This is a genomic window from Listeria sp. ILCC797 (assembly GCF_900186185.1).
GTDB classification, from domain to species: Bacteria; Bacillota; Bacilli; order Lactobacillales; family Listeriaceae; genus Listeria; species Listeria goaensis.
Genome location: NZ_FYBS01000006.1, coordinates 1 through 24,526 on the forward strand (window position 1 = coordinate 1; position 24,526 = coordinate 24,526).

At 40.3% G+C, this 24,526-nt stretch carries 28 protein-coding genes; 14 read left to right on the top strand and 14 right to left on the bottom strand.

What is annotated here, in order from left to right; translation table 11 throughout:
* Positions 1–278: 278 nt before the first annotated feature.
* The 4 genes from BN1609_RS07320 to yugI all read right to left on the bottom strand — a co-directional run bounded on the left by BN1609_RS07320 (position 279) and on the right by yugI (position 3,488).
* Entirely contained in the window at positions 279–1,037 is a 759-nt protein-coding gene (locus BN1609_RS07320; protein WP_088809834.1) for a DeoR/GlpR family DNA-binding transcription regulator, read from the bottom strand.
* Between the two features lie 64 nt (positions 1,038–1,101).
* Positions 1,102–2,454 (bottom strand): glucose-6-phosphate isomerase, encoded by a 1,353-nt coding sequence (locus BN1609_RS07325; protein ID WP_088809833.1) that lies wholly within the window; start codon positions 2,452–2,454, stop codon positions 1,102–1,104.
* Positions 2,455–2,529: 75 nt separating this feature from the next.
* Complete coding sequence (locus BN1609_RS07330; protein WP_088809832.1) at positions 2,530–2,952, bottom strand: NUDIX hydrolase; 423 nt, start codon at positions 2,950–2,952, stop codon at positions 2,530–2,532.
* A 185-nt stretch (positions 2,953–3,137) separates the two neighbouring features.
* Entirely contained in the window at positions 3,138–3,488 is a 351-nt protein-coding gene (yugI, locus tag BN1609_RS07335; protein ID WP_088809831.1) for a S1 domain-containing post-transcriptional regulator GSP13, read from the bottom strand.
* A 165-nt stretch (positions 3,489–3,653) separates the two neighbouring features.
* Between yugI and BN1609_RS07340 the strand changes: the two genes are divergently transcribed.
* The 3 genes from BN1609_RS07340 (at position 3,654) to BN1609_RS07350 (ending at position 6,827) form a co-directional block, all read left to right on the top strand.
* Positions 3,654–4,823, top strand: coding sequence for a MalY/PatB family protein (locus BN1609_RS07340; RefSeq protein ID WP_088840715.1), 1,170 nt, complete (start codon positions 3,654–3,656; stop codon positions 4,821–4,823).
* 226 nt (positions 4,824–5,049) lie between these two features.
* On the top strand, positions 5,050–6,147 hold the full coding sequence (locus BN1609_RS07345; protein WP_088809829.1) for an ABC transporter permease: 1,098 nt from the start codon (positions 5,050–5,052) through the stop codon (positions 6,145–6,147).
* Positions 6,147–6,827, top strand: a complete 681-nt coding sequence (locus BN1609_RS07350; RefSeq protein ID WP_088809848.1) for an ABC transporter ATP-binding protein — start codon at positions 6,147–6,149, stop codon at positions 6,825–6,827. Before BN1609_RS07345 ends, BN1609_RS07350 begins: the two co-directional genes overlap by 1 nt.
* Before the next feature lie 192 nt (positions 6,828–7,019).
* Here BN1609_RS07350 and BN1609_RS07355 read toward each other — a convergent pair whose 3' ends face one another.
* On the bottom strand, positions 7,020–7,331 hold the full coding sequence (locus BN1609_RS07355; RefSeq protein WP_088809828.1) for a PTS sugar transporter subunit IIB: 312 nt from the start codon (positions 7,329–7,331) through the stop codon (positions 7,020–7,022).
* Between the two features lie 225 nt (positions 7,332–7,556).
* Between BN1609_RS07355 and BN1609_RS07360 the strand changes: the two genes are divergently transcribed.
* Complete coding sequence (locus tag BN1609_RS07360) at positions 7,557–8,918, top strand: aspartate kinase (RefSeq protein WP_088825706.1); 1,362 nt, start codon at positions 7,557–7,559, stop codon at positions 8,916–8,918.
* 36 nt (positions 8,919–8,954) lie between these two features.
* Here BN1609_RS07360 and BN1609_RS07365 read toward each other — a convergent pair whose 3' ends face one another.
* Positions 8,955–9,542 (bottom strand): peptidylprolyl isomerase, encoded by a 588-nt coding sequence (locus tag BN1609_RS07365; protein WP_088809826.1) that lies wholly within the window; start codon positions 9,540–9,542, stop codon positions 8,955–8,957.
* Between the two features lie 238 nt (positions 9,543–9,780).
* Between BN1609_RS07365 and BN1609_RS07370 the strand changes: the two genes are divergently transcribed.
* The 8 genes from BN1609_RS07370 to mnhG all read left to right on the top strand — a co-directional run bounded on the left by BN1609_RS07370 (position 9,781) and on the right by mnhG (position 17,668).
* Positions 9,781–10,989, top strand: a complete 1,209-nt coding sequence (locus BN1609_RS07370) for a lmo2377 family MFS transporter (RefSeq protein ID WP_088809825.1) — start codon at positions 9,781–9,783, stop codon at positions 10,987–10,989.
* Positions 10,990–11,681: 692 nt separating this feature from the next.
* Positions 11,682–14,096, top strand: a complete 2,415-nt coding sequence (locus BN1609_RS07375; RefSeq protein ID WP_088809824.1) for a Na+/H+ antiporter subunit A — start codon at positions 11,682–11,684, stop codon at positions 14,094–14,096.
* Complete coding sequence (locus tag BN1609_RS07380; protein WP_088809823.1) at positions 14,083–14,505, top strand: Na(+)/H(+) antiporter subunit B; 423 nt, start codon at positions 14,083–14,085, stop codon at positions 14,503–14,505. The genes BN1609_RS07375 and BN1609_RS07380 overlap by 14 nt, the downstream gene beginning before the upstream one ends.
* A complete protein-coding gene (locus BN1609_RS07385) occupies positions 14,506–14,853 on the top strand; it encodes a Na(+)/H(+) antiporter subunit C (RefSeq protein ID WP_088809822.1) in 348 nt (115 codons plus the stop codon).
* Positions 14,846–16,330, top strand: coding sequence for a Na+/H+ antiporter subunit D (locus tag BN1609_RS07390; RefSeq protein ID WP_088809847.1), 1,485 nt, complete (start codon positions 14,846–14,848; stop codon positions 16,328–16,330). The genes BN1609_RS07385 and BN1609_RS07390 overlap by 8 nt, the downstream gene beginning before the upstream one ends.
* Before the next feature lie 6 nt (positions 16,331–16,336).
* A complete protein-coding gene (locus tag BN1609_RS07395; protein ID WP_088809821.1) occupies positions 16,337–16,816 on the top strand; it encodes a Na+/H+ antiporter subunit E in 480 nt (159 codons plus the stop codon).
* A complete protein-coding gene (locus tag BN1609_RS07400) occupies positions 16,813–17,100 on the top strand; it encodes a Na(+)/H(+) antiporter subunit F1 (RefSeq protein WP_088815737.1) in 288 nt (95 codons plus the stop codon). The genes BN1609_RS07395 and BN1609_RS07400 overlap by 4 nt, the downstream gene beginning before the upstream one ends.
* A complete protein-coding gene (gene mnhG / locus BN1609_RS07405) occupies positions 17,084–17,668 on the top strand; it encodes a monovalent cation/H(+) antiporter subunit G (protein WP_088809819.1) in 585 nt (194 codons plus the stop codon). The genes BN1609_RS07400 and mnhG overlap by 17 nt, the downstream gene beginning before the upstream one ends.
* A gap of 41 nt (positions 17,669–17,709) precedes the next feature.
* Here the strand turns inward: mnhG and menI are convergent, their stop codons facing one another.
* Positions 17,710–18,081: a 1,4-dihydroxy-2-naphthoyl-CoA hydrolase MenI gene (gene menI / locus BN1609_RS07410; RefSeq protein WP_088809818.1), complete on the bottom strand. Its 372-nt coding sequence runs from the start codon at positions 18,079–18,081 to the stop codon at positions 17,710–17,712.
* A 118-nt stretch (positions 18,082–18,199) separates the two neighbouring features.
* Here menI and BN1609_RS07415 point away from each other — a divergent pair, with 118 nt between their 5' ends.
* Positions 18,200–18,682 (top strand): divergent PAP2 family protein, encoded by a 483-nt coding sequence (locus BN1609_RS07415; RefSeq protein WP_088809817.1) that lies wholly within the window; start codon positions 18,200–18,202, stop codon positions 18,680–18,682.
* 89 nt (positions 18,683–18,771) lie between these two features.
* Complete coding sequence (locus tag BN1609_RS07420) at positions 18,772–19,185, top strand: hypothetical protein (protein WP_240310352.1); 414 nt, start codon at positions 18,772–18,774, stop codon at positions 19,183–19,185.
* A 128-nt stretch (positions 19,186–19,313) separates the two neighbouring features.
* On the opposite strand, the gene BN1609_RS07425 is transcribed toward BN1609_RS07420, so the two are convergent.
* The 7 genes from BN1609_RS07425 to BN1609_RS07455 all read right to left on the bottom strand — a co-directional run bounded on the left by BN1609_RS07425 (position 19,314) and on the right by BN1609_RS07455 (position 24,219).
* Positions 19,314–19,619, bottom strand: coding sequence for a DUF4176 domain-containing protein (locus BN1609_RS07425; protein ID WP_088825708.1), 306 nt, complete (start codon positions 19,617–19,619; stop codon positions 19,314–19,316).
* A 179-nt stretch (positions 19,620–19,798) separates the two neighbouring features.
* Positions 19,799–20,437 carry a DUF443 family protein gene (locus BN1609_RS07430; protein ID WP_088815740.1) on the bottom strand — a complete coding sequence of 213 codons (639 nt, stop codon included), beginning with the start codon at positions 20,435–20,437 and terminating at the stop codon, positions 19,799–19,801.
* A 1-nt stretch (position 20,438) separates the two neighbouring features.
* Complete coding sequence (locus BN1609_RS07435; RefSeq protein WP_088815741.1) at positions 20,439–21,689, bottom strand: T7SS effector LXG polymorphic toxin; 1,251 nt, start codon at positions 21,687–21,689, stop codon at positions 20,439–20,441.
* Between the two features lie 6 nt (positions 21,690–21,695).
* The gene (locus BN1609_RS07440) at positions 21,696–22,046 is read right to left on the bottom strand and encodes a DUF3958 family protein (protein WP_088815742.1); all 351 of its coding nucleotides are present in this window, start codon (positions 22,044–22,046) and stop codon (positions 21,696–21,698) included.
* A gap of 11 nt (positions 22,047–22,057) precedes the next feature.
* Complete coding sequence (locus tag BN1609_RS07445) at positions 22,058–22,339, bottom strand: TIGR04197 family type VII secretion effector (RefSeq protein ID WP_162859621.1); 282 nt, start codon at positions 22,337–22,339, stop codon at positions 22,058–22,060.
* A gap of 244 nt (positions 22,340–22,583) precedes the next feature.
* Positions 22,584–22,841, bottom strand: coding sequence for a hypothetical protein (locus BN1609_RS07450; RefSeq protein WP_088815744.1), 258 nt, complete (start codon positions 22,839–22,841; stop codon positions 22,584–22,586).
* 166 nt (positions 22,842–23,007) lie between these two features.
* Positions 23,008–24,219: an NAD(P)/FAD-dependent oxidoreductase gene (locus BN1609_RS07455; RefSeq protein ID WP_088809815.1), complete on the bottom strand. Its 1,212-nt coding sequence runs from the start codon at positions 24,217–24,219 to the stop codon at positions 23,008–23,010.
* Positions 24,220–24,526 lie beyond the last annotated feature (307 nt).

Here is a 24,526-nt window from a genome sequence, read left to right on the forward strand (position 1 = left end):
TTGACTTTGCTAGCTTGTTTCTTACTTTTTTTGGAAACATCTTTTTGTTTCCTGTCCTATGAATTGATTGGTGAAACATCTGTTTCATCGCTTTTTCATCTTCGTTTTGTTCAGTTTTCAAAGGTCATTCTTTCTTTTGTCCTGTGCGCGCTTAACGCATCAGCAACGTTTATAAATATACCAACTTTTTATGCATTCGTCAATAGTTTTTCTCATTTTTTTTTAATATCCTGAAAAACAATTTGTTTTTAACTGTATAAATGATTATTTTAGCACGTTTAGGTAATGTATATTTGAACTCCTTTTTCTTCAAACTGTAGCTTTAGAACGGGATCAATTTCGCTTCCTGTAATAATATACGAGAGGTCATCGAGTTCTGCATATTTATATAGTGACAGTCGGCCGAATTTTGTATGGTCGGTCACGAGAATGACTTCGTCGGCGGAGTGGATCATTTCTTGTTTAGCGGGGACGAGATATTCGTCGTAGTGCATTAAACCTTTGTCGCTATCTAAAGCCGGAGTTGTCACGAATGCTTTGTGGACGTGCAAATTGCGCAGGGTGCCACTTGTAATCATGCCGTTTAAGATGTAGGTTTCTGGATAGACGACTCCACCTGTTACAATAATTTTTGATTTTGAGAAACGCAAAATGGAAGCTACATTGATATCATTTGTGATGACGGTTAGGCCTGAACGTTCTTTTAGCGCTTCTGCGATATGACCCGTTGTAGTACCAGCATCAAGTAGAATCGTGTCGCCTTCTTCGACCATTTCCGCAGCATAGGTCGCAATTTTCTTTTTTTCTTCATAGCGGACTTCGCTTCGTTTCTTCCAATCGGGTTCTGAAACGACCTTTTCTTCTATCATAACGCCACCGTGGGTTCGCTTTAGTTTTTTGTCTTTTTCTAGTGCTGTTAAATCGCGGCGGATGGTGGCTTCGTGAACTTCAAAGTGTTTCGCAAGTTCGCTTACCGTTGCAATCTTTCTTGAGCGTACATATTGGACAATCGCGCGCTTTCGTTCAATAGAGAGCATTATTTTTTCTCCTTTCCTACAAAAGAAAAGAGCCCTTACGAAACGCAAGGACTCCTCGAACATTTTAGTCGTTTAAGCGTTTTTCAAGTTCCGCTTTTTTCTCTTCAAAACCTGGTTTACCTAGGAGCGCGAACATGTTTGCTTTGTAAGCTTCCACACCTGGTTGGTCAAATGGATTCACGCCGTTTAAGTAACCGCTAATGCCTACTGCTTTTTCAAAGAAGTAAACAAGGTAGCCAAATGTGTATGGGTCAAGCGCTGGCACTTCGACTACAAAATTCGGTACTTCGCCGTCAGTATGCGCAAGAAGCGTTCCTTCAAATGCTTTTGTATTCACGAAATCAACCGTTTCGCCTGCTAAATAGTTTAAACCGTCAAGATCAACTTCTTCTTTATTAATGGTTAAATTATGACGCGGAGTTTTCACTTTGACTACCGTCTCGAAAAGATTGCGACGACCGTCTTGAATGTACTGACCTAGTGAATGTAAATCAGTTGAGAAGCTCGCGCTGGACGGGTAGATACCTTTTTGGTCTTTCCCTTCGCTTTCGCCAAACAATTGTTTCCACCATTCATTGAAGTACTGCAAACCTGGTTCGTAGCTGATTAAAAGCTCTGTTACCTTGCCTTTTCTGTACAGCACGTTACGTGCTGCCGCATATTGATACGCGATATTTTCTTTTAAAGAAGGTTTTGAGAAGTCTTTAGATGCAGCTTCTGCGCCTTCCATCATTTTTTTAATGTCTACACCGCTCACTGCGATTGGTAGAAGTCCTACTGCAGTTAGTACAGAGAAACGACCGCCAACATCATCTGGAACTACGAAAGTTTCATAGCCTTCGTTATCAGATAATGTTTTAAGCGCGCCTTTTGCTTTATCTGTTGTGGCATAAATACGTGATTTCGCTTCTTCTTTGCCGTATTTTTTCTCTAAGAGTTCTTTAAATACGCGGAATGCGATGGCAGGCTCTGTTGTTGTACCTGATTTTGAAATCACGTTTACAGAGAAATCACGATCGCCAACAACTTCGATTAAATCGTGTAAATAAGTGGAGCTAATGCTGTTTCCTGCGAAGAAAACTTGTGGCGTTTTACGCTCTGCTTTATCCAGCACATTATAGAAGGAATGATTTAGTGTTTCAATCGCGGCGCGTGCCCCTAAGTAAGAGCCGCCGATACCGATGACGATTAAAACTTCGGAATCATTTTTAATTTTTTCTGCTGATTTTAAAATGCGTGCGAATTCTTCTTTATCGTAGTTACTTGGCAAATCAACCCAGCCAAGATAGTCACTTCCCGCACCAGTACCGTTATGTAACATATCATGCGCTGCTTTTACTGCAGGTTCCATGTACGCTAATTCGCGTTCTTCAAAAAAACGCAATGCTTTGGAATAATCAAAACTAATGTGTGTCATTATTTTCCCTCCAAAAATTATAAAGATTTCTGTTTTAACTTTATCTCAAAAGGCGAACTTTAGCAAGGATTGTCGCTAGCTGACAGGAAATTCATTATGATGATCATAGAGCACACCTTTGTCAAAAATCAGTTTATTGAGCGGCGTCTTTTCTAACTCGAGAAGGCTGTCTGCTGTAGGAATCGACAACCATTTCACACGAAAGACGCTTTCATCGTTTTCTGGCCAATTAAAATCCCCCATTGCAGTTGCACGGAACACAATTGTGCAAACGTGTTCCCACTCTGTCCTGCGCTCTTTACAAAAAAGGAGACTGTCGACGGAAATCGTCACATTCGTTTGTTGTTTCACTTTAAGAACGAGCGCTTCTTCCATTGTCTGGTCTTTCTCAACTACGCCCCCCGGGAACCCCCAAGAAAGATCCCGTTTACGCACTGCTAAAATCTCATCTTTTTTCTCATTGTAGATAAATCCTTCAACGTTAATCGTTCTTTTCATGGTATCCTCCCTTTTCGTTTGAAAATGATTAAACTACCTGAACTAATTAAAAACTGAAATGGCTATTACCCTAAATTTAGTTTGACTAATTGTCAATTGATGAAATACTGATTAAAACGTGAATTATCTGACTTTTTGAAATAAAGCTTCGGAAGCTCCTTGTCGAAAGAAGTTTCCAAACATGCTTACTTATCTGCTTTTTCAACCCATTCTTGCAGTTTATCTCGGAGTGTGTTAAAACCTTCGTCTGCACCTTTTGTTTCTTTTTTAGGCGAGGAATTTCTCTCTGGTTTTACTTCCTCGGTCGCACGAATCGAAAGACTAATTTTATTATTTTCTTCATCCATATCAAGAATTTTAACTTTCACTTCTTGTCCGATTTCTAAAAAATCATGGATATCTTTAACAAAACCGTGCGTCACCTCTGAAATATGCACAAGCCCTTGCGTTTTATCATCAAGCGCCACGAACGCTCCGTATCCTTGAATACCTGCGACTTTCCCTGTTACAACGTCGCCTACTTTAAATGTACTCATCTACAAACACACCCACTTTCCAAAATACCGATAATGTACAATTATACCACTTGCTTAGGATTACCACAATTATTCATTACTTTGATTAAAGCTGATGCAGCTTTCTAAAATTGTGTTACAATGGCATTATAAAAAAAGAAATGCTTGTCGAAGGAGGAACTAAATATGAGTCAATTTGATGAAGTAATTCCGCGCCTAAATACAAATTCTGAAAAATGGGACGGGGCGGAAGCCTTATTTGGAAGGAAAGATATTATCCCCATGTGGGTTGCTGATATGGATTTCCGGGCGCCGAAGCCTGTTTTAGATGCCTTCCGAAAACGAGTTGACCACGGTGTTTTCGGCTATACGAAATGTGAAGATGGCATGACGAAAGCCATTTTGAATTGGAATAAAACGCGGCACGGATTTGATGTGGATTCGGATGCGATTTTATATAACGCCGCTGTTGTCCCTTCGATTTCACTCGCGATTCGGGCGCTAACGAAACCTTCAGAGAAAGTCTTGATGCATTCGCCAATTTATCCGCCGTTTTTTAAGGTGACTGGCGATGAAACGAAACGCGAAGTCGTGCTTTCACCGTTAAAACACACGGGCACGCGGTTTGAAATTGATTTTGCCGATATGGAACAGAAGCTTGCCCAAAATGATATTCAGCTATTTTTACTTTGCAATCCGCAAAATCCGGGCGGAATTTCCTGGAAAAAAGAAGAACTTACGCAATTGGTTGAGCTTTGTGCACGTTATAATGTGCCGATTGTGTCGGACGAGATTCATGCGGATTTAGTGATGAAAAACCATGTACATACGCCGCTTGTTAAGGTGGCACCGTATTACAAGGAGCAAATTATTACGCTGATGGCACCAACGAAAACGTTTAATTTGGCGGCTTTGAAAGTGTCCTACTTGATTATTGATAATCCAGATTACCGGGCGAAATTCCGTGAGTTACAGCAATATGTGCATGCGCCAGGCATTAATGAATTTGGTCAAATCGCGCTTGAAGCGGCTTATAATGAAGGTGCGGAATGGCTAGATGAGCTGCGCGATTATATTTACGAAAACTTCCAATATGTCAAAGCTGAATTGAATACGCATTGTCCTGAAATCGGCGTGACGGAGCTTGAAGCGACTTATCTGATGTGGCTTGATGCACGGGCGCTCAAAAAAGATGAAGCGACGCTGTATCAAGATATTATCGATGCGGGTTGCGGCGTTCAAATGGGGTCAGGTTTTGGCGCGGTGGCCGATAAATTTATCCGCCTGAATATTGCTTGTCCGCGTGAAACACTTAAAAAAGGCGTGGCTGCACTAATTGCGGGGATTCAAAAATAGTAAACTAAAACCAGACTGAAATGGTCTGGTTTTAGTTTGTAGAAAAGGCTACATAAAAGGCATCTCGCACGTTTAGCACGACGACAAGCGGTAAATATCGGCGTCTGTAAATCAGGTTTTTGGTAAACCACATGGAACCTTGTTATACTAAAATTGTAGTATGGTTTTTAGGAGGAACGAGGAAAATCGTTTTTTCTTTATTTTTGTAAAAGGAGTTGGAGAAGTTATGTTTTTAGGGCTACGTGAAATGCTCTATTCAAAATTGCGATACATACTTGTGACAGGCATCATGGTTTTGATTATGTTGCTCTCACTGATTTTATCAGGCCTTGCAAATGGTCTGGCATACGATAACGCTTCTGCAGTTGCGGATAACGGGGTTCCGTTTTATGCGATTGCGAAAGATGCGCAAGGTAAAGTGTCACGCTCACTTTTTGATGAAAGCGAGTTGGCAAGTGTTCAAGAGGATAAAAGTGTGAAGGAAGCAGCGGTGCTTGGGCAATCGATGCAAACATTGAAACGCGAAAGTGATGATAAGAAGTTCAGTATCGCTTTTTTCGCCATTCAACCTGGCACTTTCCTCGATCCAAAAATTTCATCTGGTAAAGGGCTTGAAGTGACGAAACCCGATGAAATCGTAGTAGATTCTTCTTTGAAAAAAGATGGGATTAAACTTGGCGATATTTTGATGGACGACCAACTTAACAAAGAGCTAACGGTTGTTGGTTTTACGGAGAATAAAAAATATAGTCACGCGCCCGTTGTTTACATCAACATGCCGACTTGGCAATCTATTAATCCGGTTTTATACCACCAAAAAACACCGCAAGTTAGCGCGATTGCAATCCAGCCTAAAGGCGATACTGTCAATTTAGCGAACAAAGACTTGTCTGTTTTAACGCAAGCTGAATTTTTAGACCAGATTCCGGGCTATTCGGCGGAACAAATGACGCTAAATATGATGATTTATTTCTTAATTGTGATTGGCGGCTTTATTTTAACGGCGTTCTTCTATGTGATGACGCTTCAAAAGACGACACAATTTGGGATTTTAAAAGCGCTAGGCACCAAGTCCGGCTATATCGCGGTGAGCGTGATCACACAAGTTATCGTGATTTCCCTCATAAGCATTTTAATCAGTGTTGGGGTTACGCTCTTGTTGCCGAACGTGTTGCCTGAGGCGATGCCGTTCCGCTTGTCGAGCTTCACAATTAGCTTATATAGCGTGATTTTCTTCGTTGTAGCGCTGATTGGTTCACTGCTTTCGATGTGGAAAATTAATAAGGTTGATGCGCTTGATGCAATTCGCGGAGGTGATGAATGATGCGTCCAATTTTACAATTTGAAGGTGTAACGAAAAACTATAAATCTGGTCCCACTACGATTCATGCTTTGCGTGAGACCCATTTTGAAGCAAACAGCGGTGAGCTCATTGCGATTGTTGGACCGAGTGGATCTGGTAAGAGTACTTTCTTGTCACTGGCGGGGGCGCTACTTACGCCTACAGATGGCAAAATCATTTTAAACGGGCAGGAAATTAGTCAGCTAACGAAAAAAGAACAGACGCAAATTCGTCTGACGGAAATTGGTTTTATTTTTCAAGCGGCGCACTTAGTCCCTTACCTTCGCGTGGTGGACCAAGTCCGTTTTATCGGGCAACAAGCGAAGCAAAATAAAGATGCGGTGACCGAAAAGAGTGTCTCCCTTTTGAACCACCTTGGTCTCGAAACTCGGACAACTTTTTATCCAAAAGATTTATCTGGTGGTGAAAAGCAACGGGTTGCGATTGCGCGGGCCTTAATTAATTCGCCGTCCATCATTTTGGCGGACGAACCGACGGCAAGCTTAGATACTGAGCGGAGTCGAGAGGTTGTACAGTTGCTCCGTAGCGAAGTAGAGGGCACGGAGCGCGCGGCGATTATGGTGACGCATGATGAGCGCATGCTTGACTTATGCGACCATGTTTACCGCATGGAAGACGGGCGTTTGACGAAAGAACGTTAACAATTAAAAAAAGCGTGGGAAAACTCTAAACCCACACAAAATCAGAGTGATGACAAATGGCTAGATTCTAGGCAAAACCGAGTACCGCACCGGAGCGTACTTGAGTACGTGAGGAGCGGAACGCAGGTTTTAACGACGAAGATGGCCGTTTGTCATCACTCTGAAGCGTAGGAACGATGTTCCTACGCTTCTTTATTTATTTTCTTCAATCAATTTAAGCGCTTGAGCGTAAACTGTTTCGCCGTCCATTTTCCCGTATGCCATCATATCAATAACATCAACTGGAATGCGTCCTGCGGCTGCATCTTTAACTGTTTTTTCTTGGTAACGCACTTGCGGACCAAGCAACACGACATCAGCATCTTTAATAACTTCATTAATTTCAGCTATTGAGTAAGCAGCAATTTTTGCTTCATCGCCTTTTGCAGCGGCTGCTTTTTCCATTTTTGTAACGAGTAAGCTTGTGGACATCCCTGCCGCACAGATTAAAACGATATTATTCATTTCTATTCTTCCTTTCCAATTAAACGGCTATTGTTGTAACACCTTCATTATACAATACGTGTAGTATTTTAAACAAGTAAACGTTATCAACAACTTTATCTCACTAAATACACACGCATTTTTAAAATAAACTAAAAATAGATTGCACTTTTCCCCCAAAAGAGCGATAATAGACAGAAAATACGTAAAATTTCGCTTAAATTAAACTAGACAGGAGCTGTATACATGAAAGTCGTTAAATTTGGTGGAAGCTCTCTAGCTTCCGGACTTCAACTGAATAAAGTATTAGATGTAGTGAAAAGTGATGCTATGCGCAAAATCATTGTCGTTTCTGCGCCTGGAAAGCGTTTTTCAGATGACACGAAAGTAACTGACCTTCTCATTGATTGCGCGGCAAAGGCCTTGCTTTCGGAAGACACGACGGATATTTTCAATCAAATCGTCGCACGCTATCACGATATTGTGTTGGACACTGGTATGAGCGAGGCCGTCATATCGGAAATCAGCGACAATTTAACGACCATTTTGCAATCTGATAAATCCAATCCCGACCAATTTATGGATAAAATGAAAGCGAGCGGCGAGGACAATAACGCAAAATTAGTTGCCGCGTTTTTCAACCACAAAGGTCTTCCTGCAACTTATGTTAACCCTAAGGACGCGGGGCTTTTCGTGACCGAAGACCATGCTCATGCGCGTGTTTTGCCTGAGTCTTATGATAATCTTTTCGCGCTTCGCGATTACCCGGGACTTGTTGTTTTTCCTGGTTTCTTTGGCTATACGAAGTCTGGTGAGATTACAACATTCTCACGTAGCGGTTCAGATATTACGGGCGCGATTGTCGCAAACGGGATTCAAGCGGAACTTTATGAAAACTTCACCGATGTTGATGCTGTTTTTGTTGTAAACCCTGCTATTGTTAAAAAACCCCAGCAAGTGGCTGAACTTACGTACCGCGAGATGCGTGAACTTTCTTATGCCGGCTTTTCTGTGTTCCATGACGAAGCGCTCATTCCAGCGTTTCGGGCGGGTATTCCAGTCCACATAAAAAACACGAACAACCCCGAAAGCACTGGGACGCGTGTGATTCATGAAAGAGATACTTCGAATGGTCCTGTTGTAGGGATTGCCAGCGATGACGGATTTTGCAGCATTTACATTAGCAAATATTTGATGAACCGCGAAATCGGTTTCGGTAGACAAGTCCTCGAGATTTTAGAACAAGCGGGACTAAACTACGAACATATGCCGTCTGGAATCGATGATTTAACGATTATCTTGCGGGAAAATCAACTCGATGCGGCGTTAGAAAAAAAACTAATCCACGAACTCACGCACAAACTAAATGCCGACCTAGTTTCCATCCAGCACAACCTCTCCCTCATCATGATTGTAGGCGAAGCAATGCGTCAAAACATTGGGACAACATTCCGAGCTAGCCGCGCCCTCTCTCATGCAAACGTCAATATTGAAATGATTAACCAAGGCTCTTCCGAGGTTAGCATCATGTTCGGCGTCAAAAAAGAAGATGAACGTACAGCCGTTCAAGCCCTTTATAATGAATTTTTTCAAGAAGTAGAGGTATAATAAAAAGCGAGGACAATTTGTCCCTCGCTTTTTCTGTTATTCAACAATATTAATTTTTTCGATGACAACATCATGGACTGGTTTATCTTGTGCGCCTGTTTGAACGCTTGCGATATTATCTACAACGTCCATTCCTTCGATGACATGACCGAAAACAGTGTGGCGTCCATCTAACCATGGTGTCCCGCCTTCTTTGTAAGCTTCAATAATTTCTGTAGGGAAACCAGCTTCTTCCATTTGTCCAATCATTTCTACTGGCATATCCGGTTTTTGTACAATGAAGAATTGGCTTCCGTTTGTGTTCGGACCTGCATTGGCCATTGATAAAGCACCACGCAAGTTAAATGCGTTTTTTGAAAACTCATCTTCGAATGCCTCACCCCAGATGCTTTCACCGCCTGTTCCGATTCCGTCAGGGTCGCCGCCTTGAATCATAAATTCAGGGATAACACGGTGGAAAATCAAGCCATCGTAGTAGCCATTTTTTGCGTGTGTCACAAAGTTCTCAACGGTTTTTGGTGCCACCTCTTTGAAAAGCTTCAGCTTAATTGTGCCGCGATTTGTAACCATTTCAGCTAAGATTTCGTTCTCAGCGATTTCTTTTGATAATTGTGGGTATGTCATATATGATTAGCTCCTTTGTCATAATTTACCTTCCAAACCAGATTATTAAAAGATTTACGAAAACCGCAACCATATAAAGCACTAAAATTGTTGCGAGTGTCCATATGATAATTTTTTTAACCATGAGGCGCTCCTTTTGTTAGAAGAGCGACTCTTGCCGCTCTGATTTATTCAGTACTTCTTTATTCTAATAAAAAACTGCGCGTTTTGAAACTAAAACGAACGGAGATGTCAAAATATGTCAGTAAAAAAACGCAATTTATACATTTGCATGCTGGCGAATTTACTTATGTCTGCTAGCACAACGATGATTATGCCCTTCTTATCTCTTTATATTGAAACTTTCGGTGACCATGATCCGGCTTACGTACAAAAATGGGCTGGCTACATATTCGGCGTCACCTTTCTAGTCGCCTTTATATTTTCACCGATTTGGGGACGGATTGGCGACCGATTTGGCTATAAAAAAATTCTCATCTTTACTTCATTTGGTATGGCGATTAGTATTTTTCTAATGGGCTTTGCTCATTCCGTGACATACTTATTTATTTTGCGAATCTTCATGGGGATAGTCACTGGGTTTATCGGGATTTCAAACGCGTTTATCGCGCGCCAAACGGATAAGCATGAGGCCGGCAAAATCCTTGGTACGCTCCAACTCGGCGGGGTTACAGGAATGCTATTCGGTCCGCTAATTGGTGGTGCTATGGCGGATTTATTTGGTTTTAAAAACACCTTTACTGTAACGGGAATCGCGATTTTAATTGCTTCATTTCTCGTTGCCTTTGGTTTAAAGGAAGTGCGAAGCGAAACACAAAAAACAGGTCGGCCAATTTATTCGCGGAGAGCCGTCTTGAAGAAAATTTTCACCCTAAGAGTGCTCTTTACAGTGATGGTCATTACAGCGCTTATCCAAATTGCGAACTTCAGTGTTCAACCGCTCCTTGCGCTTTATGTGGGGGAGATGACGCATTCGTCTAACGTCGCTTTCATGTCTGGGCTTGCCTTCTCGGCTACTGGGTTTGGTAATCTTGTTATGACGCGTAGTTGGGGGCGTCTTGGCGATAAGTATGGCTATGAGAAAATCTTAAATATTTTACTAATACTTGCGGCGCTCACAGTGATTCCGCAGGCGTTCGTCTCGCATTTATGGACGTTCATTATTTTTCGCTTTTTATTCGGCATTGCGATTGGTGGTATGGTTCCTTGTATCACGGCGTATATTCGACTCGCTGCTCCTGGTGCGATGCAAGGCGAAATGCTTGGTTATAACCAAAGCGCGCGTTTTTTAGGAAATGTCATTGGGCCAATTCTTGGTGGAACGCTCGCGGGCTTCGTTGGCATCAACAACGTCTTTTTATTCATGAGCGGCATGTTTTTCGTCGCCTTCTTCATTTTACTCTACGCCCTTCACGCGGATAGAAAACGCCATCTGAACGTGGATTGATTAGAAAAATGAATTTGCGCCATTCAAAACGGAGACAAAAACTCCGAAGATTGCCGTTTGTCATCAGTATAAAAAGTGAAAAAACTCTAAACTTAAACCAAACAAAACGGACTACACACAATCAGACTGATGACAAATAGTGAGATTCTCACGCATTGCCGAGTACTGCACCGGAGCGTACTCGAGTACGTGATGACTGAAAACAGGAAGGGCGTAGTTTGCCCGACCATGTGAGACGTTAGGCGAAGCGGAGCGGAACGCAGGCAAAAACTCCGAAGATTGCCGTTTGTCATCTGTATGAAAGGTAAAAAAACTCTAAACTTAAGCCAAACAAAACGGACTACGCGCAATCAGACTGATGACAAATAGTGAGATTCTCACGCATTGCCGAGTACTGCACCGGAGCGTACTCGAGTATGTGATGACTGAAAACAGGAAGGGCGTAGTTTGCCCGACCATGTGAGAAGTTAGGCGAAGCGGAGCGGAACGCAGGCAAAAACTCCGAAGATTGCCGTTTGTCATCAGTCTGAAAGGTGGAAAACTTGTTAAGAGAACAAGTTTTCCACCTTTTTTTCCACCAAAAAAGTATGCTATAATAAATTGTATTTGCTTTTTTTCAAAAAATGTAAGTACTTGCTTAAAAAATAAAAACGTTACGTTTGAAATAGATTATCAAAAAGGAGGAACCGACTTTGTCATTGTTGCATCTTGCAATCATTCTGCCATTTATCGTGGCACTTATTATCCCGCTTATTTATAAGTGGACGAAAAAAATTCATACTGGTTGGCTTGTTCTACCGGTTCCAATCGTGCTCTTCATTTACTTTTTAACTTTTATTCCGGAAACAATGCAGGGAGCTACAACAGAAACCTTTGCTTGGATTCCTGAATACGGAATTAACTTCACTGTCGTTGTAGACGGTCTTAGCTTATTGTTCGCCCTTTTAATTACGGGAATCGGTTCGCTTGTTGTGTTCTACTCTATTTATTATTTAGGAAAAAACAAGGAACGCTTAAACAATTTTTACGCCTTTCTGATGATTTTTATGACAGCGATGCTTGGCGTTGTACTTAGTGATAACCTCATCGTTCTTTATCTATTTTGGGAATTGACGTCCATTAGTTCTTTCCTTCTCATCGGCTACTGGTATCACCGCGAGCGTTCTCGTTATGGCGCTAGAAAATCAATGATGATTACTGTTTTTGGCGGTTTAATGATGCTCGGCGGATTCCTAATGCTGCACATCATGACGGATAGCTTTTCCATTCGGGAAATCCTCGCAGCTAGTGAAGCTATCTCACAAAACGCCCTTTTCATTCCCGCAATGATTTTAATTTTACTTGGCGCGTTCACAAAATCCGCTCAAGTACCTTTTCATATTTGGCTTCCTGACGCGATGGAAGCTCCCACACCTGTCAGCGCTTATCTTCACTCCGCTACAATGGTTAAAGCAGGTATTTACATCGTAGCACGCTTTACACCGCTTTTTGCCGTTTCATCAGTTTGGTTTTGGACGGTCACCATTGTCGGCAGCATTACACTCCTTTGGGGCTCGATTAATGCGACGAAGAAAAATGACTTGAAAGCCATTTTAGCTTACTCCACCATCAGTCAACTTGGTTTAATCATGACACTGCTCGGAGTCGGGGCCGCCAGCTTACATTTTGATAATTTAAGCGATGATATTTACGTTCTTGCCGTTGTCGCTGCCGTCTTCCACCTTTTCAACCATGCAACATTCAAAGGAAGCCTGTTTATGATGACGGGGATTATCGACCACGAAACCGGCACACGTGACATCAGACGCCTCGGCGGACTTATGCGCATCATGCCTATCACCGCAACAATCGCGTTCATCGGAACATTCGCGATGGCCGGATTACCACCTTTTAACGGCTTTTTGAGTAAAGAAATGTTTTTAGAGAGCCTTGTTAACCTCACGCACCTTAATCTTTGGAATGCGGATACTTGGGGAATATTTATTCTAATTAGCGCGTGGATCGCTAGCGTGTTTACGTTTACGTATAGCATGATTATTTTCTTTAAGACTTTCACTGGCAAACAAAAGCCGTACTTATTGCCAAAGAAACCACATGAGGCACCTTTTGGCTTATTGCTACCTCCATCGATTTTAGCATCACTTGTACTTTTGATTGGGCTATTTCCCAATTTGATTGCCGCACCAATTTTAGAACCAGCTGTGAAATCCATTGTGCCATCGCTTGCGACAAATGATGATTTCCACATTCACATCGGCCTTTGGCACGGCATTACACCGGCCTTACTTATGACTATAGGCATCATCATTGTTGGAACACTAGTTTATAAGACGCATCGTTACTGGAAGCCATTTATTACAACACGAGTACCTAAAATGCTCCGAATTGGCAAAAGCTATGATAGAGGCATGTCTTACCTTGAACAAGGTTCCTACCGCATGACGATGACCATCATGACAGGGTGGCTACGCACCTATTTGAACTACATGTTATTTGCTTTTATTGTTCTTGTCCTTGGGTCACTCATTCTGACAGGCTCACTAAATTTTAACTTTGATAACTTAACGGCTATCACACTTGTGGACTATGTTTTAGCCGCGGTAATTCTTGTGACCTTAGTAGGTACGGTCTTCTCGAAATCGCGCATTACGTCCATCATCTTGCTTGGTGCGATGGGCTACACGATTAGTATTTTCTTTGTAATCGCTCGTGCTCCAGACCTTGCGCTAACGCAGCTCGTGATTGAAACGATTTCTGTTGTACTCTATTTACTCGTCTTCTATCATTTGCCACAGTTTAGTAATATTGAAGAAAAGCCGCGATTCTTTTCGGTTAAAACGTTTTTAAGTATTGGGGTCGGCATCACGATTACACTCGTCGCATTATCTGCCTACGATACAACGTTTTATGATTCTATTTCGCAGTACTATATCGATAACACATATAAAGAAGCTGCCGGAAAGAACATTGTAAACGTGATTCTTGTTGACTTCCGTGGTTTTGATACATTGTTCGAAACGACTGTTCTTGCTATTGCATCTATTGGGATTTTCCAAATGATTAAACTACGACTTACGAAACGGAGGGATAAAAATGAAAACCAATGACGTACTGCTCCGCAATGTTACAAAAGTGGTGGCATTCATCATCTTTTTATTTTCACTGCACCTCTTTTTCGCGGGGCACTATAATCCCGGCGGCGGCTTTGTTGCTGGACTTACGAGCGCTGGCGCCATCACGCTTACCCTCCTTGCTTACGATATTAAAACGGTGAAAAGCATGCTCAATATGAATACGATAATCATTACAGCTATTGGTCTTATTTTCGTCGTAGGTACTGGGCTGCTGGGTGTTTTCAGCGGAAAGCCGTTTTTGACGCATTTATATGGACATGTCGACTTGCCCGTTCTAGGCGATACGTCCCTTCATACTGCGACATTATTTGACTTAGGCGTCTATCTTGTCGTTGTCGGCGTAACGCTGACGATTATTCAAACGATTGGGGAGAGTGACTAAATGGAATTATTAATGTCTATCCTCATCGGCTTAATGTTTGCCGCTGCTGTCTATTTAATTTTATCAAAAAGTTTATTGCGGATTATTATTGGAACGGCGATTTTAAGTCACGGCGTCAATTTGCTCGTTTTAACGATGGGCGGAATTAAACGTGGTGATGTGCCCATTTTAGGCTTGAAAGTCACCGCCTCTTATAATGATCCACTGCCACAAGCGCTCATTTTAACCGCCATTGTTATTAGCTTTGGTGTCACCGCTTTTTTCCTAGTTTTAGCTTACCGAGCTTATCAAGAATTAGACAGCGAGAGCGTATCCAAAACGAGAGGACATGAAGCCGATGATGAATAATATTATTTTACTGCCCATCTTTATCCCGCTAGTCGGCGCTATTATTTTAATGTTAGTGCCAAAAAAAGTCATCGTTCAGCGCACGATTGCTCTGATTATGAGTTTACTACTTGTTGCTTCAGACCTTTTCTTACTCTTTTATGTAAAAAATAACGGTATCACAACGCTCAATATTGGCAATTGGCGTGCGCCCTTTGGGATTACAATCGTAGCCGATATGTTGGCCGCTCTTCTAGTCGTAACAACAAGTTTAGTGTTAACTTGCGTTATCATTTATTCGTTTTACACTATTGGCAAAGCCCGCGAAAAGTTCCTTTACTACCCGTCAGTTCTGTTTCTCATCGTCGGTGTAAATGGCTCCTTTTTAACAGGTGATATTTTCAACTTATTCGTGTTTTTTGAAGTGATGCTCATGGCGTCTTACGTCCTGCTCGTCATTGGGGGCACACAAATCCAACTGAAAGCGACCATTAAATACTTGCTCATCAATGTGGTCGGCTCTGCTTTTTTCGTCGTTTCAATCGGTATTTTATATTCAATGATTGGTACGCTAAACATGGCGGATATTTCTCAAAAAATCAATGCCCTTAACGGTGCAAATACAGGCATGATAAGCGTTTCCGCCGTTATGTTTCTGTTCGTTTTTGGGTTGAAAGCTGGACTCTTTCCGCTTTACTTCTGGCTACCGGGCTCCTATTTCGCGCCACCAATGCCAGTCCTCGCCCTCTTTGGCGCACTTTTAACAAAAGTTGGCGTTTATGCAATTATTCGGACGTATAGCTTATTTTTCGCAAAAGAAACCACATTCGCGATGCCACTCCTCGGGGTTTTGGCGCTCTTAACTATTATTCTAGGCGTAATTGGGGTTATTAGTTATTACGATATGAAAACTATCGTTATCTATAACATTTTAATTGCGATTGGCGCGATTTTGTTCAGTGTTTCCATCATGACTCGCGAATCCATGACCGGTGCCGTTTACTACCTGATTCACGATATGATCATTAAATCGGCGCTTTTCCTCATAATCGGGGTTATTATGGCGATTACTGGCACGTCTACGGTGAAAAAATTCAGCGGTTTAATGACCGTAAAGCCGACACTTGGCTGGTCGTTTTTCATCGCGATTTTAGCGATTGCCGGGATTCCACCACTGAGCGGATTTTTTGGAAAACTATTGATGGTAGAAGGCGCCTTTAGTACTGGCGAAATTTTCGGGGGTATCGTCATCCTGCTATCAAGCTTATTCGTTTTAATGTCACTCATCAAAGTGTTCACTCGCGGATTTTGGGGTGAGAAAAGCGGCAAATTCAATCTCGCTATTCCCTATAAGAAAATGATGTTTCCGGTCGTTATTTTACTCGCTTGTTCCGTTTTATACGGCGTCTTTTCAAACGCGCTTTATCCGTTTATAAGCGATGCTGTTGATCCAATTATCGATCCGAATATTTATATTAATGCTGTGATAAAGGAGTGATGACACATGGCGTTTCAATTGATTATTAACGTTATTTTAGCTTGCTTTTGGATGTTCCTTGAGTCATCCTTCACGTTCGGTACATTTATTATCGGCTTTGTGATAGGGATTGTGCTACTGTTCTTCATGCGGCGCTTTCTTGGCTCAACGTTTTACTTGTTCCGTCTTTTTGCGCTCATTAAGTTGCTATACAATTTTTTGCGCGATTTAATTGCATCGACCATTCATGTGAGCCGCATTATTTTAAAAAAGGATATGAACATCCGTCCAGGGATTTTTAGATATGATACTTTGTTAGAAACTGACTGGGAAGTAACCATGCTTGCGCTTATGATTACGCTCACGCCTGGAACGCTCTCCATTGATATTTCTGACGATTATAAATCGATTTATGTTCATTCGTTACATGTTCCAAATATCGAAGAAGAAATTGCCACCATTCGAAAATCATATGAGGGTGCCATTATGGAGGTGTTTCACGGATGATTTTAAAGATTGCCCTATCCATCGCACTTTTACTTTATTCCATTTCCACTTTCCTGTACTTGTACCGTATTTTAAAAGGTCCTACTACGTCAGATAAAGTCGTGGCACTCGATTCTATCGGCATGAATTTAGTCGCCACTGTCGCACTTCTATCAATGTTTTATGACACAAATGCCTATTTAGACGTCATTCTTTTAATTGCGCTTCTTGCGTTTATCGGAACGGTTTCCTTCTCCAAATTTATTGAGAAAGGCAAGGTGATTGATCGTGAACGTGATAATTGAAATCATTATTTCTATTATGGTTCTCCTCGGCGGTTTATTAAGTATTTTAGCCGCTATTGGTGTCATTCGCCTGCCAGACGTCTATACGCGCACACATGCGGCTGGTATTAGTAATACATTCGGTGTTAGCATTCTCTTATTCGCAACTGTTGGGTTCTTTTTCCATTCCGGCGAAGGTTTCAATGCCCGCGTTTTGCTCGCCGTTTTCTTTATTTATTTAACGACGCCTGTCGCTTCCCATCTTATCAACCGTGCTGCCTATGACACAGGCGTGCCGCTTGCAATTCGGATTCGCGACCAATTGCGTTCGGTCAAGAAAGATGAAATTAAAGCAAGGAAAAATTTAATTATTCGTCAGGAGCAAATTGAAAAAGCACGTCAGGAGAAAGAGGAACTCGAGGACCGCCTAGACTACGAGCTTCGCGAGGAACAAATTGATGCCCGCGAACGCAATGAGGACTTAGAGCGCGAGCATGACGAGCAGACCATCGAGGAAGAGGCGGATGATTCGGAAAATCAAATCATCGAACAAGAAGATAGCCATACTGAAAAGAAACAAGACGATTAAATTAAAAAACCCGATTCCACGTGAGGATTTCGGGTTTTTGTTTACTCAATGCGTTTTTTCTTGACGGCAATTGTTACGCGGCTCACGCAAATGATTTGGTCTTCGCTTTCAATTTGAACTTGCCAAACTTGGGTGGTGCGACCGATATGTATAGGTTCTGCTATAGCGTAGATGTCGCCACTCTGAACGCTCCTCAGATGACTGGCGTTGATGTCTAGCCCGAAGGCGATTTCGTCTTCTGCGACTGATAGCGAGGCGCCAATGCTTGCTGCGTGTTCTGCGAGCGCCACCGAAACGCCACCGTGCAGAAAGCCAAAGGGTTGTTTCACTTTATCCGTAACTGGCAATTTTAGTTTAACGTAACCTTTTTCAGCGGACACAACTTCAATTCCGATATTTTCTCCAAAATCCATATTTTCACCGTCCTTTTTCTTTTATTATAAAGCTTTTCGGGAATTTGGCAAAAATTGGGTTTTCATTATTTTGATTGTGGTAAAATAAGAACAAAGAAGAAAGACTGGGGAGATTGCTATGACCATTTTTGAAAATGTACCTTTGGTAGCCTCGATTGTTGCCATTTTGTTTGCTCAATTTGTTAAAGTTCCGATTCGTTTGATGATTTCAGGAAGGTTTGAATGGGGACTAATGTTTTCAACTGGTGGCATGCCTAGCTCCCACTCTGCTGCTGTGACTGCTCTCATGACCACGCTTGCGATTGAACATGGCTTAGGTTCGCCATTTTTCGCGATTGCTGTAGTATTTGGCATCATCGTCATGTTTGACGCGACCGGCGTTAGACGCCAAGCAGGGGAACAAGCTGCGGTTTTAAATAAACTTGTGAGTGATTTCCAAGAATTTGTGGAACATGCGAAAGGTTTAACGGCTTCTGAACAAGCTGAAAAACAAAAACATTTAAAGGAACTTTTGGGGCATAAACCGATGGAAGTTTTCTTCGGCGCCATCACCGGTATAATAATTGGCTTTTTAATCGCCTTTTTGATGGGAAGTTTGTAAAGATTCACCAATCTGTCACAGCATTTCTATTTTCATCATGCTAAAATGAAGATAATGCTGGAACAGAGGAAGTGATATTTTTGATTACCGTGGTAAAATTCTTAGACACCCGAACCGAAGAACTCGTTAATTACTGGTTGAGCACCTATTATGTTCGCTCAGAAGAATATGCGATTCGCAGACACGCGATAGGTTTTTTAGATGCCGAGCGCCGCGAAGCTATCCTTCTTTTTAAAGAAACACTGCACTGTTTTGGAAAAAACGAGAGTATTCCTTACCTTAATGAAATTGTTGAAGACCGCCGTGATATGCAAACACCATTTCATGACGCTTATATAAATTTAGAAACTTTTTTTACAGCAATGACCGAGTTCTTAATGATTCATTACGAAAAGAAAACATTAATGTGCTCACAAGAAGCGCTTTTCGAGGTGATTTTAGAAATCCGTAGAATAGAAGCGTCAGCTTGCTTGACATTGGTGAATGGGTATCATTCAGTGTGAGGCATCGAAAAGATATGAAGAATCGTCCTTCAATAAGACTAATTTTTAAGGAAAAAGCATAAATCTAGTAATAATCACATTTTTAAATGGATTTTACTGGACTTATGCTTATTTACTTTCCACAGGCATTAAACTCTTTCTTCACCTTCATTTACTATATGATAGTAATGAACCCCGTGTTCTTTCTTCCAATTAGTAACAAGTTCTTGATATCTATGCTCATCTTCATCAACGTATCCCTTAAATACAACTCGGTCTATATTTTCTTCATTAAAAAAGAAAGTTTCTTCTGGATGAATCCCTTCTGGATAAGCACATGCCACATAATCAAAAAAGATCTCTTCCTTGTCTTTTTTAATTGCTTGATTACGACCAATGACCATTAACTTTTTATTACCTTGTTTTAAATAAATAATTGTCCCAAGTTCTAGCATATTTTCCTCCTTCCTCTCTATGATTGCACATGTATTCTTTTAACGAGCAATACTATCTTATCAGCTTAGAAATTACAGATATATTTAATGCTAGCGAAGGATATATCACTTAGCATAGCATTTTTTAGTTGCCTTTATATCTGATTTAAACGTAAATTAAGCCTTTTTACTGCTGTTTCTCATTTACTCTCAGTAACTACAATACTATATACTTTAGGCAATCTCATAGTACCAATTCCAGTATATAAACAAACCAATAAGAAAAAAATAAAAATAAAATAAAATATTAGAGAATGATATAAAATAAACATGATGCATCCAAAAACAACAAAGAACGTAAGAATCAAAAAGATTAAAATATTTTTCATATAGAATAGAAATGCATCAAAAGAGGATGATTTAATCTGAATATTTATCGTTTCACTTCCAACTAGCTGTTTGAGAATCTGTTGATTTCTCTTAATTACAAAAAAATAACTCAAAAAAATCAACAAAGCACTCACTGTCAGAAGAATGATTGAAAACAAACTAGATAAGTTGGTATCCAAAGCATTCACGTATTTCCGAGAAGAAAAACCGCCTATAGCAACCACACTCAGAACTATTCCTGTAACTAAGCTTGAATCTACAGGTCGCTTTTCGAGAATAGCCTTGCTTTTATCTTCTGCTATTAGTAAGTATGCATTTTTTTTCCTAGACCAAGTAAACACCGAAGCTAACCAGCCTTTTTTGGAAGCCATATCGATAATATATTGCTTATTATTATATTGTATAATCTTAAATTGAGTATTTTTAGTTCCCTTTATTTCTTGATTCATATTACCGCCCTTTCCACATCGGTCCGGTTATTACTAATTTATCAGCAGATTCTACAACAGCTTGTCCAAAATCATCTAATTTATTACCTACATAGTCAACACCGTCTTGAATTTTCAAAAAGTTATTTTGATATACCCAATCTGCTCCATATGATACCGCTACCCCTACACCAACAGCAAGGCTAGCTACCCAGCCACCTGGATTAGAAAATGCCACAAGTGTCAATCCAGCCCCCCCTAATCCTGCTCCAGCAGTAAAAGTTCCATGGGCAATACCTTGACCAATTGTTTTCCCATCATTCACATCTTGCCAGGTACCGATCCCAATTCCAACAGCTGTCGAGGCATATCCTCCATACTTCGCTACTTTTCCTAAGCTTTTCCCAAAACTAATAGCTCCTGGATCTAATGTTTTTGCTCCAGCAAGTTTTCCAGATTGTTCAATTGTAAATAGCAATAATTCATTACCTGTGTCAGCCAAGATACTGTCTTTATTATCCTTCAAATATTTCATAATAGGCTCCGGAATCTGGTTACCTGGATTTTGGCCTATATAAGCATCAAGACGACTAATATCCCGTTCACTTAGATGAGGCACTTTCTTCGCAATAGCATCGATTTCTGCTTTCGATACGACATTCAGCTTATTTAACTTATTAAGCCAATTTATTGACGCATCAACAGCTGGTACAAATGAATGAGTTGAATTATCATAGCTTCCACTATTCAAATAAGAAATCCCTGTTGAAACATGCTCCAGTAATTGATTAGATAAGTCATATAGTTGAGCACAGCTCGAATCAAAATCATGTAGCTTTTGAATTTGTTCAATTACTTCTTGCGTTCTCATTAATCGATTTTGTGAAACTGCAATGTAGTTTTGATTAGTTGACTGTGCTTCATTTAAATAATTAGATAATGAATTCATTTGAGTAACTAAGCTTTGTATATTATCAGCATCAATTTTTGCTGATGGAGAACTATCTACTTGTACCGCAAATTGTTCTTTAAAAACTTGATTGGCATCTATAATGGCATCATTAGCTGCAATTAGTCCGTCTATGATAGGTATATGTATGTTAATGAAGTGATTTCTCATATTCTCATAAGTTTTTCCCTTTAAAGAATCTATTTGATGTAGCTTAGAGAAAGTAGCTTTCAACTGTTTGTTAGCTTCATTTTTTTGTTTTAGAATGGCATCAATACTTTTAATTTGTTCATTAATCTCAGACATATCAATTCTTAATCCCATTTATTACTAATCCTCCCTCGCCTCAGTTCTATAGTTTTTTTCTAGCTCTCTTATACTTTCTTGTAATTGTATCTTGTCCCTTTTCATCTCATCATAACAATCATAAAACTGCTCATTTGTCATTTTTTCTTCTTGAAATAGTTCATCCTTTGCCTGAAAAATAAAATGCTTTGCTTCTTCACCCTGCCAATAATATTCTAGTTCGTCAAACAGTTGCTTTCCTTTACGTAAAGCTAACTGATAGTCTTGCTGCGCTTCTTTCAACTTTGCTATTCTTGCATCATGTTTTTCATATTCTTCCTCTGCTACTAGCAATTGATAGCGAATTATTTTTAGCTTCTCAAATAAATCATTCAACTTAATCACCTCTATTTAATCCAGCGCATCCCGGAAGCAATTTCGTGATCCATCTCGGAAAAAGTTGTAGCTGTCTGAATTATCCTTTCAATGCTTTCTTGTAAGGAACTGGCATATTGATCAGTATAAAGCAAACTATTACTGAAAGCTTCTTTCATTTTTTCACTTGGTGTAACAGTTGAAAATGATCCATTTGGTGTGATTTTTTTTGTTTCTTGTAGCTTTTCACACTTCCTTTTCAAATCATCAGCAAATTGTTGAGCATCTCTTTGATTCGATTTAATTTCTGGCATCATAACTCACTCCTACTAAACTTATATCACATTTGTACTTTAGAATACTTGTACTACATGATTGTCTTTGCGTTTGGAATACCCCATAATCAGTTACACAATTCACAATACCTCCTGAATATCCGACGAATAACAAAATTACTTCATTCCTAAATACAATTTTTTCTTTCATTTCGGTTTATTTACTCATATGTATACGATACCATAAATTAATTGGCTTGTCTGTATTGAATTCGTGATTTTTTTAACTTCTTGTTTCAGATTTTTTATCCGCTCGCTTCCAGAGCTCATTCAAAATAATAATGACAATACTACCCATAAAAATACTTGTAGCAAGAAGCAAGAAATTCCCGGTAAACAAAGTCGAATAATGATTTTCAAGAACTCCAGACACCCTTCCCGAGTAACCAGCAGCAATTGTAAAAATAAAAAGCACAGCAAGATATCCGTAAACTAATAACTCAGTAATTACCAAAAGAAAGTTCATGCTAAATTTGTTCAAGTATATACCTCCTAGTTTTAATTTTCAAAAATAACACATCTACAATTTCAATATATATTAACCTCCCATTAAAAAACACTCCCTTTAAAGTAGATACTAGAATTTTTTGATTTCTAGTATCTACTTTAAAGGGAGTGTTTCACTCATTTAGATAATGTAATAGCTGCTATTTATAAAACTTAAACTTACCTTTATTCACCATCACGCTAGGTCCGCCGATTTGGAGCAGTGCCCGGTCATCGATAACCTTTTTCATCACAGATGCGGGGTAGCCTTTTAAGTTTTTGCCGAACACAATTCCGATGGCGTCGTTATCGCCGATAGAACAAACTGTTCCTTTTTCGTGATACTCGAAATCAACAAGATCCGTGTCGCCAGTTGCAAGTTTCGCTAAATTTATAGCCGCGATATCGGCTTGTTGCATCGCGATTTGTGCAGTTGGTGGGTACGGACGATCATTGGCTGGGTTAATGATTAGTGAGCAATCGCCTACGATAAGAATTTCTTCATTGCCTGGCACAGTTAAGTTGTTATTCACTTTCACACGGCCGCGGCCTTGTTCAAATCCAGAAGCTTCAATTACACTGTTGCCACGAACGCCGGCTGCCCAAATAATTGTGCCCGCTTTAATTTCTTTCACTTCATTTTCACTTGCAGCATATTTCACGCCTTCTGCGGTCGCTTCTTTTACTGGTTTCCCAACTAAGAATTCTACGCCGCGGTCTTCCAAAACGCCCACGCCATAATCTACTAATTTCGCATCAAATTGTGGCAATACTTTAGGCGATGCTTCCAAGCAGAAAATGCGTACTTTTTCGCGCGGTACGTCATACATTTTCACAAGTTCAGGAATACGATTAGTTAGTTCCCCTAAGAACTCAATGCCCGTAAATCCTGCACCACCAACGATAATCGTTAGCAGTTCGTCTTTTTGCTCCGTTTTCCACTTCGCAAATTGTGATTCAATGTGGGCGCGAATTTTCTTAACAGATTCCACACTCGTAATCGTTAACGCATATTCTTTCAATCCAGCAATACCGAAAGTTTCAGCTTCCGAACCTAAACCAATTAACAGATAATCATAGGAAACCTCACCATTATTCGTTAAAGACACCGTTTTCTCTTCTTTATTGATTTTTACAACCGTATCTTGAATAAAAGTGGTTTTGCTTGGATCAATGACTTTGTCTAAGGGATACACGAGTTTTTCAGGTTCAAGTGTCCCTGCCGCTGCCTCATGCAACCAAGTCGTTTCGTGGTGATAGTCATTCTTGTTTACAAGTACAAGTTCAGCATCTGCATTTGAGTTTTGCAATTTCTTTAACGTTTTTAATCCACCGTAACCAGCACCTAGAATGACGATTTTCGGTTTATTCATCTGTAATCACATCTACTTTCCCTTTATATTTTTTTCACAAACTAAATTAAATCGCGAATATTCTCCGTGTTTCTTATGTAGATTGCGCTAAAAATCTACCTTAAGTGAAATGTTCCACTTATAGTTTCTATGATAGACGTTTTAGGCAAGTATTTCAAGAATTGATGCTTAGAAAAATTGGTACATTTAAGGCTTTCTAAGTGGTACAGTCATTTTTCACACCTTGAAATGCAACTGCTAATTATTTAGACCGTTTTGTTCATATTTTAACAAAAATTGGTATGGTGTACTGGAAATTTCCCCCATA